Annotated in this window: 14 protein-coding genes; 1 reads left to right on the top strand and 13 read right to left on the bottom strand. The window is 72.6% G+C overall.

The features are described 5' to 3' along the window. Positions 1 to 38: 38 nt before the first annotated feature. From JNO44_RS29940 to JNO44_RS29890, 11 genes are all read right to left on the bottom strand, one after another. Entirely contained in the window at positions 39 to 515 is a 477-nt protein-coding gene (locus JNO44_RS29940) for an NUDIX hydrolase (protein WP_102925976.1), read from the bottom strand. A 199-nt stretch (positions 516 to 714) separates the two neighbouring features. Further along, on the bottom strand, positions 715 to 1,443 hold the full coding sequence (gene lepB, locus JNO44_RS29935; RefSeq protein WP_205366830.1) for a signal peptidase I: 729 nt from the start codon (positions 1,441 to 1,443) through the stop codon (positions 715 to 717). A gap of 54 nt (positions 1,444 to 1,497) precedes the next feature. Continuing rightward, the gene (gene lepB / locus JNO44_RS29930) at positions 1,498 to 2,271 is read right to left on the bottom strand and encodes a signal peptidase I (protein ID WP_039632387.1); all 774 of its coding nucleotides are present in this window, start codon (positions 2,269 to 2,271) and stop codon (positions 1,498 to 1,500) included. Between the two features lie 130 nt (positions 2,272 to 2,401). After that, complete coding sequence (lepB, locus tag JNO44_RS29925; protein WP_102925978.1) at positions 2,402 to 3,439, bottom strand: signal peptidase I; 1,038 nt, start codon at positions 3,437 to 3,439, stop codon at positions 2,402 to 2,404. Then, positions 3,432 to 4,196 (bottom strand): signal peptidase I, encoded by a 765-nt coding sequence (gene lepB, locus JNO44_RS29920; protein WP_205366829.1) that lies wholly within the window; start codon positions 4,194 to 4,196, stop codon positions 3,432 to 3,434. The genes lepB (JNO44_RS29925) and lepB (JNO44_RS29920) overlap by 8 nt, the downstream gene beginning before the upstream one ends. 96 nt (positions 4,197 to 4,292) lie before the next feature. Then, positions 4,293 to 4,640 carry a 50S ribosomal protein L19 gene (rplS, locus tag JNO44_RS29915; RefSeq protein WP_039632393.1) on the bottom strand — a complete coding sequence of 116 codons (348 nt, stop codon included), beginning with the start codon at positions 4,638 to 4,640 and terminating at the stop codon, positions 4,293 to 4,295. A gap of 134 nt (positions 4,641 to 4,774) precedes the next feature. Continuing rightward, positions 4,775 to 5,584 (bottom strand): tRNA (guanosine(37)-N1)-methyltransferase TrmD, encoded by an 810-nt coding sequence (gene trmD / locus JNO44_RS29910; RefSeq protein ID WP_067346621.1) that lies wholly within the window; start codon positions 5,582 to 5,584, stop codon positions 4,775 to 4,777. Then, positions 5,584 to 6,129, bottom strand: a complete 546-nt coding sequence (rimM, locus tag JNO44_RS29905) for a ribosome maturation factor RimM (protein WP_073447692.1) — start codon at positions 6,127 to 6,129, stop codon at positions 5,584 to 5,586. The genes trmD and rimM overlap by 1 nt, the downstream gene beginning before the upstream one ends. A gap of 184 nt (positions 6,130 to 6,313) precedes the next feature. Further along, positions 6,314 to 6,553, bottom strand: coding sequence for an RNA-binding protein (locus tag JNO44_RS29900; RefSeq protein WP_003980229.1), 240 nt, complete (start codon positions 6,551 to 6,553; stop codon positions 6,314 to 6,316). Positions 6,554 to 6,555: 2 nt separating this feature from the next. Further along, on the bottom strand, positions 6,556 to 6,996 hold the full coding sequence (gene rpsP, locus JNO44_RS29895) for a 30S ribosomal protein S16 (protein ID WP_039632400.1): 441 nt from the start codon (positions 6,994 to 6,996) through the stop codon (positions 6,556 to 6,558). Positions 6,997 to 7,151: 155 nt separating this feature from the next. Further along, on the bottom strand, positions 7,152 to 7,742 hold the full coding sequence (locus JNO44_RS29890; RefSeq protein ID WP_205366828.1) for a hypothetical protein: 591 nt from the start codon (positions 7,740 to 7,742) through the stop codon (positions 7,152 to 7,154). Between the two features lie 557 nt (positions 7,743 to 8,299). On the opposite strand from JNO44_RS29890, the gene JNO44_RS29885 reads away from it, so the two are divergent. Continuing rightward, positions 8,300 to 9,151: a methyltransferase domain-containing protein gene (locus tag JNO44_RS29885; protein WP_205366827.1), complete on the top strand. Its 852-nt coding sequence runs from the start codon at positions 8,300 to 8,302 to the stop codon at positions 9,149 to 9,151. 79 nt (positions 9,152 to 9,230) lie between these two features. Here the strand turns inward: JNO44_RS29885 and ffh are convergent, their stop codons facing one another. Both ffh and JNO44_RS29875 read right to left on the bottom strand, forming a co-directional pair. Continuing rightward, a complete protein-coding gene (gene ffh, locus JNO44_RS29880) occupies positions 9,231 to 10,781 on the bottom strand; it encodes a signal recognition particle protein (protein ID WP_205366826.1) in 1,551 nt (516 codons plus the stop codon). A gap of 146 nt (positions 10,782 to 10,927) precedes the next feature. Beyond that, positions 10,928 to 13,438: a [protein-PII] uridylyltransferase gene (locus JNO44_RS29875; protein ID WP_205366825.1), complete on the bottom strand. Its 2,511-nt coding sequence runs from the start codon at positions 13,436 to 13,438 to the stop codon at positions 10,928 to 10,930. Positions 13,439 to 13,473 lie beyond the last annotated feature (35 nt).

The following is a 13,473-nucleotide window of genomic DNA, read 5'->3' as shown; positions in this document are numbered from 1 at the left end:
GGCAGATCCCCTTCAGCCGTGCGTCCCCCTATTGTGCGTCAGACCCTCTCGGTCTCCAGGAGCACCGGCGCACTCGGGGGCCCTTCGTCGAGCAGTGTGCGCAGCAGCTCGGCGAGTCTGGTCGGATACACCGTCTCATGCGACGCCGACAGTTCCTCCGAGGTCCACCACTTCAGTCCGGACACACTGCGCCGTTCCAGGTCCGTGTGGCCGGCGGTGTCGGTGGCGGTCCGGTCGGTCCGCGCCAGGTAGTACCACTCGTCCTGCTCCCAGCGTCGCCCGTCGAAGGGGAAGGCGCAGCGGCGCTTCCACAGGAGGGGCCCGAGGGTGGCCTCGGTGATGCCGGTCTCCTCAGCAAGTTCGCGGAGGGCCGCCTCCGCGCGGGTCTCCGTGCCCTCCAGGCCGCCGCCCGGGGTGAACCACCAGGTCTCGGTCGGACGGTCCGGTTCGAAGCCGTGGAGCAGCAGGATGCGGTCCTGGGAGTCGAGCAGCACCACGCGGGAGACCTGGCGCACGGCGGTGGCCCGATCGACCCCGCCGGCCTCAGCGGCCCTCGCGCCCGCGGCGGCGGCAGGCGGCTCAGCGGACTCGATGGCCTCATCGGCCTCAACGGTCCGACAGCCCCCGGCCAGCTCGCCGGTCAGGCCGGACTCTCCGGCGGCTCCGCCGGCCGCCCCGTGCCGTTCCGGCGCCCGCCCCCGGTCCTGCTCCCGCTCATCCACGTCCGCGTCCCTTCCGCCGTGCGAGCGGCCCGTATGCCGCACCACCAAGGATGAGCACGGCACCGGCGACGACCGCCAGGACGATGGGGCGGAGCGGTCCCGGCTGGGAGGTGCCCCCGGGGAGCGCGGCGAAGCTCTCGGGACGCTGGAGCATGCCGACGCTGCCGAGCGGCCAGGCGCGGGCGTCGACCCGGGCGTCCACGGCGCTGCGCGGCACGGAGCCGTGGTCACCGTCGGTGAGGTGGACGCGGGAGTCGAGGGAGACGTTGCGGTGGTCGCCGAGGAGGAAGAGCTGGTCGGTGGGGACGGTGGCCTTGAAAAGGGTGGGCGAGGCGGGGCCGTCGCCCTGCAGGTACGGCTCCTCGATGGGGGTTCCGTTGACCGTCAGCAGGCCCTTCTTGCTGCAGCAGGCGACCGTGTCGCCGCCGATGCCGACGACCCGCTTGACCATCGGCAGGTCGCCCCAGGAGGCGTCCTTGAAGACGACGATGTCGCCCCGGCGTATCTCGGAGCCGTTCACCTTCTCGGCGAGGACCCGGGCGCCGGCGGCGATGGTGGGAGTCATGGAGTCCGTCGGCACCGTGTACGGGCGGTAGATCAGCGCCCCCCAGACGAAGCCGCCCAGGAACAGCACACAGCCGACGGCCACGGCCAGACCGGACAGCACACTGCCCGTGGTCCGGCCGTGGCCGTCCGTCGTACGTTCCGTACTGCTGCTCATCCCAGCGCTCCCGCCCCGCGGGACACGCCCGCGTCGAAGATCCGGGACGGCACCTTACCTGGGGTTACGCGCTGCGGTCAGCCTCCGGCGACGCCAGATCACGAGCGGAACGGCGCCGACCAGGCCCAGGGCCGCCGGAGCCGCACCCATTGCCTTGTTGATCCCGGGTTGGTCGAAAGTGTCCGGTACCGGAAGGGTCGCCCAGCGGTTGATGGGCCAGGCGATGGTGAAGGCGCGACCGACGACCTCGTTCTCGGAGACCGTGCCGTTGCCCGGGAGGTTCTGGTGGTAGCGGGAGTCGAGGGAGTCGTCGCGGTGGTCGCCCATCACCCAGATCCGGCCCTTGGGGACGTGGATCGGGCCGAAGGGACGGTCGCCGCACGGGGTGGCGCCGGGGTAGACGTAGGAGTCTTCCTTGAGGGCCTTGCCGTTGACCTTGACGGGGCCGACGCCCTGGCACTCGACGGTGTCCCCGCCGACCGCGATGACCCGCTTGATCAGGTCCTTCTCCTCGGCCGAGGGCATCAGGCCGATGAAGCTGAGGACCTTCTGGACGGGGTTGGGCTGCGGGGTGGGCGTCTCGTTGAGCCAGCCGCCCGGGTCGTGGAAGACGACGACCTCGCCGCGCTGCGGCTTGGAGCCGAACCACGGCGTCAGCTTGTCGACCAGCACCCGGTCGCCACGCTGGAGGGTGTCCTGCATGGAGTCGGACGGGATGGAGAACGCCTGCACCAGGAACGTCTTGATGAGCAGGGCGAGGAGCAGCGCGATGCCGATGAGGATCGGCAGCTCCTTCCAGAAGGCACGCGGCTTCTTGCCTTTGGTCACGCTGCCGGTCGCCTCCTCGTCGGCCGCTGCGTCCGACTGCTTCGATGGATCTGTGCGCGGCAGGCCCGACGCGGACCCGCCTGACTGCGCCTGTGGCTGATGTACGGAACTCGTCGCCTGCCGCGCGGACTCACCGCGACCTGCCGGCTCTTCGGGCTCTTCGGTTCCGGACCGCGCGCCGACCGCCAAGTCCCCCACATCTGCTCCTCACTCCGCGCTCTCGCCTGCCCGTCAACCGGTGCAGGCCCACCACTCCCATAACGAGCGGGAGTTCCGCAGGGGTCGGGAGTACGGTCAAACTCTCGGAGGACACCCTATGCGCTGCGTCCGCTGCCGCCGCCTTCGCGCCCGGCGCGTCGTGGACGGTGGCGAAGGTGTCGGGCTCTTCGAGGAACCGCCAGTGGCTGAACGGCCAGGCGATGACCACGGCCCGGCCCACGACGTTGTCCACCGAGACCGTGCCGTGGTACGGCTCGTCCAGGTGGTACCGCGAGTCCGCCGAGTTGGAGCGGTGGTCGCCCATGACGAAGATCCGCCCGGTGGGGACGGTCACCGTGAACTTCAGCTGGGAGGGCGGGTTTCCCGGGTGCACGTAGGGCTCGGTGAGCGGCGTGCCGTTGACCGTCACCCGACCCTTGGTGTCGCAGCAGCGGACGGTGTCGCCGCCGACCGCGACCGCGCGCTTGATCAGGTCCTGTTCGTTGGCCGACGGGAGCAGCCCGATGAAGGTCAACAGGTCGTTGATCGGGCCGGGATTGCCTGCCGACTGGTTCTGCTCGCCCTTGAGCCAGCCGCCGGGGTCCTTGAAGACCACGACGTCGCCGCGGTGCGGCGTGGCGCCGAACCACGGGGTGAGCTTGTCGACCAGCACCCGGTCGCCGATCTTGATCGTCTGCTCCATGGAGCCGGACGGGATGACGAACGCCTGCACCAGGAACGTCTTCAGGACCAGCGCGATGGCCAGCGCCACCCCGATCAGGATCGGGATCTCCTTGAGGTAGGAGCGGCGTCGGCGGCGCTTGATGCGCTTGGCCTGGCGGCGGCGCTCGGCCCGCCCGCCGGTCGCCGCACGGGTGCCGGACCCGCGGTCGTCCTCTGCGGTGCCGCCGTGCATCGCGCCCTCGGTGGCGTCCTCGCGCCCGTGGCGGGGGCGTCCGCGGTTACCCATGGGGGCCTGCCGGGGCCGGTATACGGGCCAGGGACCCCGGGGTGTCGATGGTGCTCCAGCGGCCGACCGGCCAGGTGATCAGGTCGGCGCGGCCGATCACCTTGTCGACCGGGACGGTGCCGCCGCCGGGCTGGCCGAGGTGGTCGCGGGAGTCGCTGGACCGGGAGCGGTGGTCGCCCATGACCCAGAGCCGGCCCGCCGGCACCACGATGTCGAAGGGGACGGCGGAGGGCGCGTCCCCGGGATGGAGATAGCCCTCGGTCACCGGCTCACCGTTCACGTCGATCCGCCCCCGTTTGTCACAGCAGGTCACATGGTCTCCACCGACGCCGATGACGCGCTTGACGTAGTCGGTGTCGTCGGACCGGGCCAGGCCCAGCGCCGCGCCTGCCGTGCGCAGCAGTCCCGTGACGGGATTCTCCCCCTGCTCCCTGTGAACGAAAGATCCGGTGCCGTCGAAGACGATGACGTCGCCGCGCCGCGGGCCGGCGCCGAAACGGTACGCCAGCTTGTTCACCAGAACCCGGTCACCGACCCGCAGGGTGTTCTCCATGGAGGTGCTGGGGATCAGGAACGGCTGCGCGACGAAGGTGCTGAGCAGGAACAGGAAGGCCAGGCAGAGCACGAGGAGGGTGACCGGCCGGTACCGCAGCTGCGCCGTCCGGGACCGGAAACGCGCGAAGCGCGACCGTCGCTCCAACCCCTGAGCGGGGTCGGAAGCGGGGTCGCGCTCCGTGAGCTGTGCGTCGGTGTCCATGGGGCCCAGAGCCTATCCGGCCGGGCCCGGACGCCGGTCGCGAGCGTGGCCTCGCGGTGCACCGGGGCGGATTTCCGCTGCCCGGTGCGGCGCGGCTCAGCGCTCGCGCTTCTCCTTGATCTTGGCGGCCTTGCCGCGCAGCTCGCGGAGGTAGTACAGCTTGGCGCGGCGGACGTCACCGCGGGTGACGACCTCGATCTTCTCGACGATCGGGGTGTGCACGGGGAAGGTGCGCTCCACGCCGACCGAGAAGCTGACCTTGCGGACCGTGAAGGTCTCGCGCACGCCGGAGCCCTGGCGGCGGATGACGACGCCCTTGAACTGCTGCACACGGGAGCGGTTGCCCTCGATGACGCGGACGTGGACGTTGACGGTGTCACCCGGGCGGAAGGCCGGGATGTCGCTGCGCAGTGCGGCGGAGTCGACGGAGTCGAGAAGGTGCATGACCTACTGCTTTCTTCGCTGATGCCACAGGTCATCAGCGGAATCATTCGGAAAGGTTGATGTACTGCCGAGCTGCCGGGCGGACGTCGTTCCCCCTGTGGCAGGGGCGCACACCGGGCGCAGACAGCAGCGGCTCATTCTTCCATGGACTGACTCGTCCGCCCAAATCGGCCGTCCTCGCCCGGTGCCCAGCCCAGGATCGAGAGGATCTCCCGGTCCTTCTTGTCGAAGGCGGCGGGGTCTGCGCGCTCGATCAGATCGGGGCGGTTGCGGTCGGTGCGGCGGAACGCCTCGTCGCGGCGCCAGCGGGCGATCTTGCCGTGGTGGCCGCTGAGCAGCACCTCGGGGATGGTGCGGTCGCGCCACTCCGGGGGCTTGGTGTAGACGGGGCCTTCCAGGAGGTCGGCCATGGCCCCGGGGGCGAAGGAGTCGTCCTGGTGGGAGGCGGCGTTGCCGAGGACGCCGGGCAGCAGCCGGGCGATCGCCTCGACCATGACCAGGACCGGGGCCTCGCCGCCGGCCAGCACGTAGTCGCCGATGGACACCTCGCGGACGTCCAGGCGGTCGCCGTACTCCTCGATGACGCGGCGGTCGATGCCCTCGTAGCGGGCCGGGGTGAACACCAGCCAGGGCTTGGCGGAGAGTTCGACGGCGAGCTGCTGGGTGAACGGGACACCGCTGGGGGTGGGGACGACGAGGACGGGTTCCCCCTCGCCGGACGCCAGGATGCCGTCCAGCGCCTCGCCCCACGGCTCGGGCTTCATGACCATGCCCGGCCCGCCGCCGTAGGGGGTGTCGTCGACCGTGTGGTGCTTGTCGTGGGTGCACTCCCGCAGGTCGTGGATGCGCACGTCGAGCTGTCCGCGGGCCCGGGCCTTGCCGACCAGCGAGACGTTCAGCGGTTCGAGGTACTCCGGGAAGATCGTGACGACGTCGAGCCGCATCAGCTGTCCTCGCGGGCGGAGGCGATCTCGGCCTGGGCCTCGTCGAGGAGTCCCGGCGGCGGGTCGATGACCGCGCGCTGCTCCTCCAGGTCGATCTCGGGCACGATCTCGCTGACGAACGGGATCATCACCTCGCTGCCGTCGGGGCGCGCCACGATCAGCAGGTCCTGGTAGGGCAGGTGGGAGACCTCGCTGATCCGGCCGACGGCGGTGCCGTCGCGGGTGACGACGTCGAGGTCGATCAGCTGGTGGTCGTAGAACTCCTCGGGATCCTCGGGGAGTTCCTCGGGGTCGACCTCGGCGATCAGCAGGGTGTTGCGCAGCGCCTCGGCGGCGGTGCGGTCCGCGACGCCCTCGAAGCGCAGCAGCAGCCGGCCGCTGTGGACCCGGCCCGTGGCGATCGTCAGCGGCCCGACGGTGGACGGGGCGGTGGCGAGGACGGCGCCCGGGGCGAGCCGGAGTTCCGGTTCGTCGGTGCGCACCTCTACGGTGACCTCGCCCTTGATGCCGTGGGCGCGGCCGATCCGGGCGACTACCAGCTGCACTGTGCTCCTCTTTGCGGCTAGGCCGCCGCCGCTTTCGCGGAGGTGGCCGAGGAACGTCGGGGTTCCTCAATGGATGGTGACGGTGCCGGATCCGACCGGGTCGCGGTGGTTCCAGCCTCACATACGGACGCGGGCCGGGGACGGCCCGAAGGCCCTCCCCGGCCCGAGCCGGTGTTCAACTTGATCAGCGAACTTGGTCGACGTCGACGAGGTCGACGCGGATGCCCCGGCCGCCGATGGCGCCGACGACGGTCCGCAGTGCGCGGGCGGTCCGGCCGTTGCGGCCGATCACCTTGCCGAGGTCGTCGGGGTGGACCCGGACCTCCAGCACGCGCCCGCGACGCAGGGTGCGCGAGGCTACCTGCACGTCGTCGGGGTTGTCGACGATGCCCTTGACGAGGTGCTCAAGGGCCTCCTCAAGCACGCTCAGTCCTCGGTGGACTCGGAGGTGGACTCGGCCGCGGCCTCGTCCGCCTTCTTGTCGGCCTTCTTCGCCTTCGGGGTGATGGCCTCACCCTTCGGCTCGTCACCGGAAGCCTTGGCGGCGGCCTCGAAGAGGGCGCGCTTGTCGGCCTTCGGCTCGGCGACCTTCATCGGCGCCGGGGCCGGCAGACCCTTGAACTTCTGCCAGTCGCCGGTGACCTTGAGGATGGCCAGCACGGGCTCGGTCGGCTGCGCGCCGACACCCAGCCAGTAGGCGACGCGCTCGGCGTCGACCTCGATGCGGGAGGGGTTCTGCACCGGGTGGTACAGGCCGATCTCCTCGATGGCGCGGCCGTCCCGGCGGGTGCGGGAGTCGGCGACGACGATGCGGTAGTGAGGCGAGCGGATCTTGCCCAGACGCTTCAGCTTGATCTTGACTGCCACTGGAGTGGTGTCTCCTGGTCTTGACGTGGTGGGGCACAACGAGATGCCACGTGGGGTTGCGGTACTCGGGGCCCCGATGGACGCGTCAGCCGGAGGAGAGAGGGGTCCTGTGCGACTGTCGAGTACAGCAGGCAATTGTGCCACACGCCCGAGGGTCAGCCGACCGCGGCCACCTCGGGGATCCGGAAGGGCTTGCCGCAGCCGCCGCAGACGATCGGCGCCTGGGCCAGCACGGAGGGGACGACCCGCACATTGCGCCCGCAGTCGCAGACGGCCTTGACGCGGACACCGCCCCCGGAGGAGCCGTGCCGGGCGGCCGGTCCGCGGAAGCTGCGGGTGGTGTCGGTGGCGGTGGCGGCACTGTGGGCCTTGAGGGCTCTGGTGAGCCGCTCGATGGTGGGGCGGTAGCGCCGTCTCGCCTCGGGGTTGAGTGCGACCAGCGAGAAGCCGCTGCTGGGATGCGGCTCTTCGGTGTGGTCCAGGCCCAGCTCCTCGGCGATCGCCAGGAACCGGCGGTTGTGGTAGCGGCCTGCCCGGGAGGTGTCGCGGATGCCGCGGGCGGCGGCGATGCCGTGGACTGCCTCATGGAGCAGCCGTTCGAAGGAGAGCTCGGCGCCACAGGCGGACGACGACTCTCCGATCAGGGATTCGGGCGCGGCCAGGTCCGGCAGCTCGGGGTGGTGCCGTTGAATGTCGGCCCACGCGAGCGCCAGCTCGGCGGCGAGAACAGGCGGTGTCGTGCTCACGTCGTGACAACGAGCCGGGGTCTCCCAGTGTTCCGATTCCGGGGCATCCCAAATAATTTGCACGTACCGGTCAGTTTCCGGGCATGGGGCGTGGCCCGTGCCCGGTACGCCGATCTGCGGAGAAGGCGCCCCTGGGGCGGCAAGCCGGTACGTAGGGCGCGTACCCCCGCGTACACCACATGGCGTAAGCCCGCCGCATGTCAGGGCGTCGGACGCGCGGCGATGTTACCGGCGGTATGAGGAGCCGTGGACACCGACCCCACCCGTCCACCGTAGGACAGCGGGATCCGGCGGCGACACGCGGGAGGCGAGGGCCGGGGCGACCTGCGGCGCCGCTGCCGTGGCGGGACGGCACTCCCCGGGGCACCCTGGAACGGCGCTCCGGGAGTGCGGTGGGCGGCGCACACAGGGGCGCGCGGGAGCCAAACCCCGGCGCACCCTCTGGACGCCCGGTCGGATGCGCAGTTGTCTGGATCGCGGGGGCGCACAACGCTCGGAAACACGGGGGCGGACGGTACTGATCAGCTTCGGGTTCTCGGCGAATAGGGGCGCTATCGATGTCTCCCACGCTCGTGCGGCACCAGCTTCCGAACACCGGGTCCGTGCACGATGACGGCCCGGCCGCGCCGACCGGCACCCGCGCCCGTGACTGGGCGGAGATCCAGGAGCGGATGCTGGTGCCCCTCTACGAGGCCGCGTACGACCGGCTGGGCATCGGGCCCGGCACCCGGCTGCTGGGGCTGGGCTGCGGGTCCGGGCTGGCGCTGCTGCTCGCGGCGGCGCGCGGGGCGCAGGTCAGCGGCGTGGACGCGGACGAGCGCCGGTTGGAGCTGGCGCGCGAGCGGCTCACGCCGGACGGCATGCCGGAGGTCACCCGGCTGGTCAGCGGCGGGCTGGCGGACGCGGCGCCCAAGGGTGCGGCGTTCACCGTGATCACGGCGTTCCACCCGGTGGGCTGCGGCGGCGGTGCCCAGGAGCTGGCCGCGGCGCTGACCGCGGCGACCGCGCTGGCCGAACGGGGCAGCGCCGTGGTGTTGGGTGGCTGGGGCCCGGTGGAGCGGTGTGCGGCGGCCGGCGTGCTGCGGGTGGCGCAGCGGCTCGCCGCCCCGGCGCCGGGTTTCGGCGCGGGCTGGCGGCCGGCCGGCCGGGACGACCTGGAGGAGCTGGCGGAACGGACGGGGCTGCGGCCCGACGGGTCGGGGCGGGTGGCCTGCCCGTTCGGGTACGCGGACATGGCGAGCGCGGTGCGCGGGATGCTGTCGACGGGCCTGTTCGACGGGGCGTTGGAGGCGGCCGGGCCGCGGCAGGTGGAGAAGGAGCTGGTCGAGGCGCTCCATCCGTATCAGCGGGGAGACGGGACGCTCTGGATGGCGAACGTCTTCCGGTATCTGATCGCGCGGACCCGCTAGAGCGTGCCCCGGAACGCGACGGACGAGCCCCCGGCCACGCAGGGGTGGCCGGGGGCTCGTCGGGTGGTGCGGGTGCCGCTCAGTTCATGAACTTCTTGAACTCTTCGGGGAGTTCGAAGTTCTGCGGTTCCTGGCCGGCCTGCGGCAGGCCGAGCGGGTTGCCGGTCGCGGCCGCCTCGCGGCGCGCCGCCGCGGCCTCCTCGTCGGCCTTGCGCTTCATCGGGTTGCCGCTCTTGCGCTTGCCCTTGGCCTGCTTGATCTGCTTCTTCTTCCGGGCGGCGCCGCCCCCCATGCCGGGGATGCCGGGCATGCCGGGCATGCCGCCGCCCTGGGCCATCCGCGACATCATCTTGCGCGCGTCGAAGAACCGCTCGACGAGGTTCTTGACCATGCTGACGTCCACACCGGAACCGCGGGCGATGCGGGCCCGGCGCGAGCCGTTGATGATCGTCGGGTCCTGGCGCTCGGCCGGGGTCATCGACTTGATGATGGCGGCCGTGCGGTCGACCTCGCGCTCGTCGAGGTTGTTGATCTGCTCCTTCATCTGCGCCATGCCGGGCAGCATGCCGAGCAGCTTGGAGATGGAGCCCATCTTGCGGACCTGCTCCATCTGGGCCAGGAAGTCGTCGAGGGTGAACTCCTTGGGGCCCTTCGCCAGCTTGGCCGCCATCTTCTCGGCCTCTTGCTGGCTGAAGGTCTGCTCGGCCTTCTCGATGAGCGAGAGCATGTCGCCCATGCCGAGGATGCGGGACGCCATGCGGTCCGGGTGGAACGCGTCGAAGTCGTCCAGCTTCTCGCCGTTGGAGGCGAACATGATCTGCTTGCCGGTGACGTGCGCGATGGAGAGCGCGGCACCACCGCGGGCGTCGCCGTCCAGCTTGGAGAGCACCACGCCGTCGAAGCCGACGCCGTCGCGGAACGCCTCGGCGGTGTTGACCGCGTCCTGACCGATCATCGCGTCGACGACGAAGAGGACCTCGTCGGGGCTGACCGCGTCGCGGATGTCGGCGGCCTGCTGCATCATCTCGGCGTCGATGCCGAGGCGGCCGGCGGTGTCGACGACCACGACGTCGAACTGCTTGGTGCGGGCGTACTCGATCGAGTCCTTGGCGACCTGGATCGGGTCGCCGACGCCGTTGCCCGGCTCGGGGCCGTAGAAGCCGACGCCGGCGCGCTCGGAGACGACCTGGAGCTGGTTGACGGCGTTGGGGCGCTGGAGGTCGCAGGCGACCAGCAGCGGCGAGTGCCCCTGGCCCTTGAGCCAGCGGCCGAGCTTGCCGGCGAGGGTGGTCTTACCGGCACCCTGCAGACCGGCCAGCATGATCACCGTCGGCGGCTGCTTGGCGAAGCGGAGGCGCCGGGTCTCGCCGCCGAGGATGCCGATGAGCTCCTCGTTGACGATCTTGATGACCTGCTGGGCCGGGTTCAGCGCCTGGCTGACCTCGGAGCCGAGCCCGCGCTCCTTGACCTGCTTGATGAAGGCGCGGACGACCGGCAGCGCGACGTCGGCTTCCAGCAGGGCGATCCGGATCTCCCGCGCGGTGGCGTCGATGTCCGCCTCGCTCAGGCGGCCCTTGCCCCGGAGGTTTTTGAAAGTACTCGCCAAGCGGTCGGAAAGCGTATCGAACACGGCGGTCGTCGATCCTCGGGGTCGGGGGCTTAAGGTCCAGTCGGGTTCTAGGGTATCGGGCCCCGCAAGCGAACCCTCTCTGGCCCGCGCCCGGCCCGTGCTCCGGCCGCCGGTGGAGCGCGCCCCGGAGCGCATCCCGCCCGGTATCACTGGAGCGCGGCCTCGACCGCCTCGGCCACCTTGTGGGCCACCGCGTCGGGCAGCGGCGTCCCGTCCGGCCCCGTGACGTAGAAGGCGTCCACGGCGTTGGCGCCCAGCGTGCTGATGTGGGCGCTGCGCACGGCGACCCCCGCCGCGTCCAGGGCCCGGCCGATCCGATGCAGCAGTCCGTGCGCGTCCTGCGCCCGGACCTCGATGACGGTGGCGGTGCGGGAGCTGCCGGCGGCGATGGTGACGCGGGGCGGCGGGGCCAGGGCGGCGCGGGAGCGGCGGGCGTAGGCGCGTTCGCGTTCGGCGAGGCGGCCGGGGACGTCGAGGGAGCCGTCCAGGGCGCGGACCAGGTCGGCGCGGAGCCGGCCGGCCTCGGGCAGCGAGCCGTACTCGGCGGCCACCCGCCAGCTGAGCAGCAGCACCGGGCCCTGTCCGATGGGGTCCAGGGTGCGCAGGTCGGCGGCGCGGACGGTGAGGCGGTGCAGGGCCAGCACGCCGGCCGCGGCGGGCAGCACGCCGGGCTGGTCAGGGACGGCGATGAGGAGTTCCACGCCGACCGGTTCCGGGTCGGCGTCGGCCGGGGCGGCGTCCGGCGGTGCGGTCTCCGGGCGGGTGTGCAGGGCCAGGGCGGGGCCGCCGGTGCGCGCGGCCTCGACGGCCAGGCGCTCCTGTTCGGCGGTGGGGACGTCGGTGCCGCGCGGGTCCGGCGCGGGCTCCCCGGCGAGCCGGTCGGCGACGCGCTGGACGAGGCCGGAGACGAGGCCGGCGCGCCAGGAGCTCCAGGCGGCGGGCCCGGTGGCGAGCGCGTCGGCCTCGGTGAGGGCGTGCAGGAGTTCCAGGGTGCCGGGGCTGCCGACGGCGTCGGCGACCGCTCCGACGGTCTCCGGGTCGTCCAGGTCGCGCCGGGTGGCGGTCTCGATGAGCAGCAAGTGATGCCGGACGAGGGCGGCGATCACCTCGGTGTCGCCGGGGCCGAAGCCGAGCCGGGCGGCCACGTCGCGGGCGATGGTCTCGCCGGCCACCGCGTGGTCGCCGGGCCAGCCCTTGCCGATGTCGTGCAGCAGGGCGGCAACCAGCAGCAGGTCGGGCCGGTGGACGCGGCGGGTCAGTGCGGCGGCGCGGACCGCGGTCTCGACCAGGTGGCGGTCGACGGTCCAGGTGTGCACGGGGTTGCGCTGGGGGCGGCAGCGGACGCGCTCCCAGTCGGGCAGCAGGCGGGCGATGACGCCCTCGGCCTCCAGGGCCTCCCATACGGGGACGGTGTGCGCGCCGGCGCCGAGCAGGGTGACCAGCTGCTCGCGGGCCTCGGCTGGCCAGGGCACCGGCAGCAGTGCGGCGGCGTGCGTGGCGGCGCAGCGGCGGATGGCGTGGGTGGCCAGCGGCAGTCCGGCCTGGGCGGCGGCCGCGGCGGCGCGCAGCAGCAGGACGGGGTCGCGTTCGGGGCGGGCGGTGCGGGCCAGCACCGCCTCGCCGTCGAGTTCGACGACGCCGTCGGCGAGCGGTGAGCGTTCGCCGCGGTCGGCGGTGCGGCCGTGCAGCAGCCCGCGCAGCACCGGTTTGACGGATCGGGCGCGCAGCACCCGGCCGACCTCGCGCCAGGTGACGTCGGCGGCGTAGGCGATGGTGCGGGCGGATTCGTAGGTCCGGCGGAGCAGGGCGTCCGCGTCGAGCAGGCCGAGGGCGCCGGCGACCTGGTCCTGCTCCTGGAGGGAGAGCCGGTCGGTGGCGCGCCCGGTGGTGAGGTGGAGGGCGTCCCGGGTGTCCAGGAGCCGGGTGCGGGCGGCCTCCAGTCCACCGCGGGGGGCGTCGGCGAGCCAGGAGGCGGCGATGGCCCGCAGTGCGGTGGCGTCCCGCAGGCCGCCGTGGGCCTCCTTGAGGTCGGGTTCGAGGAGGTACTGGAGTTCGCCCTGGCGGGCGGCGCGCTGTTGGCAGAGTTCGCGGAGTTCGGGCAGCCGCCGGGGGGCGCATTCCCGCCAGTCGGCGTAGGCGGCGGTGCGGAGCGCGGCGGTCAGTGCGGGGTCGCCGGCGACGTGGCGGGCGTCGAGCAGGCCCAGTTGCACCTTGAGGTCGTCGCGGGCGGCGCGGCGGGCCTCGGCGGGGGTGCGGACGGAGTGGTCGAGGTCCAGGCCGAGGTCCCAGACGGGGTACCAGAGGCGGTCGGCGAGGCCGGCGAGGTCGCCGGGGGCGGCATGACCGTCGTGCAGCAGCAGGAGGTCGAGGTCGCTGCGGGGGGACAGTTCGCCGCGGCCGTAGCCGCCGACGGCGACCAGCGCGGTGCCCGGAGCGGCCGGGCCGCGGGCGGCGCGGCCGCTGGAGGCAGGGGCGGACGCCTCGGCCAGCAGGGCGGCGAGCCAGTCGTCGGTGAGCCGGGCGAGGGCGGCGCGGCGGTCGGGGCCGGCGGCGCCGTCGTCCCGGAGGAGGCGCAGCCGGGCGGCGGGGTAGCCGCCGGGTGCGTCCGCCGGGGCCGTGGCGGCGGGGTGTGCGCTGGGTTCGACGCTCTCGGTCAACTCGGGCTCTCCTCGGTCGTGTTGTCCCCCGCGGC

Source organism: Streptomyces noursei, assembly GCF_016917755.1.
Classification (GTDB): Bacteria; Actinomycetota; Actinomycetes; order Streptomycetales; family Streptomycetaceae; genus Streptomyces; species Streptomyces yunnanensis.
The sequence above is the reverse complement of the archived record's forward strand: the minus strand, read 5'-3'. Positions and strand labels throughout refer to the sequence as shown.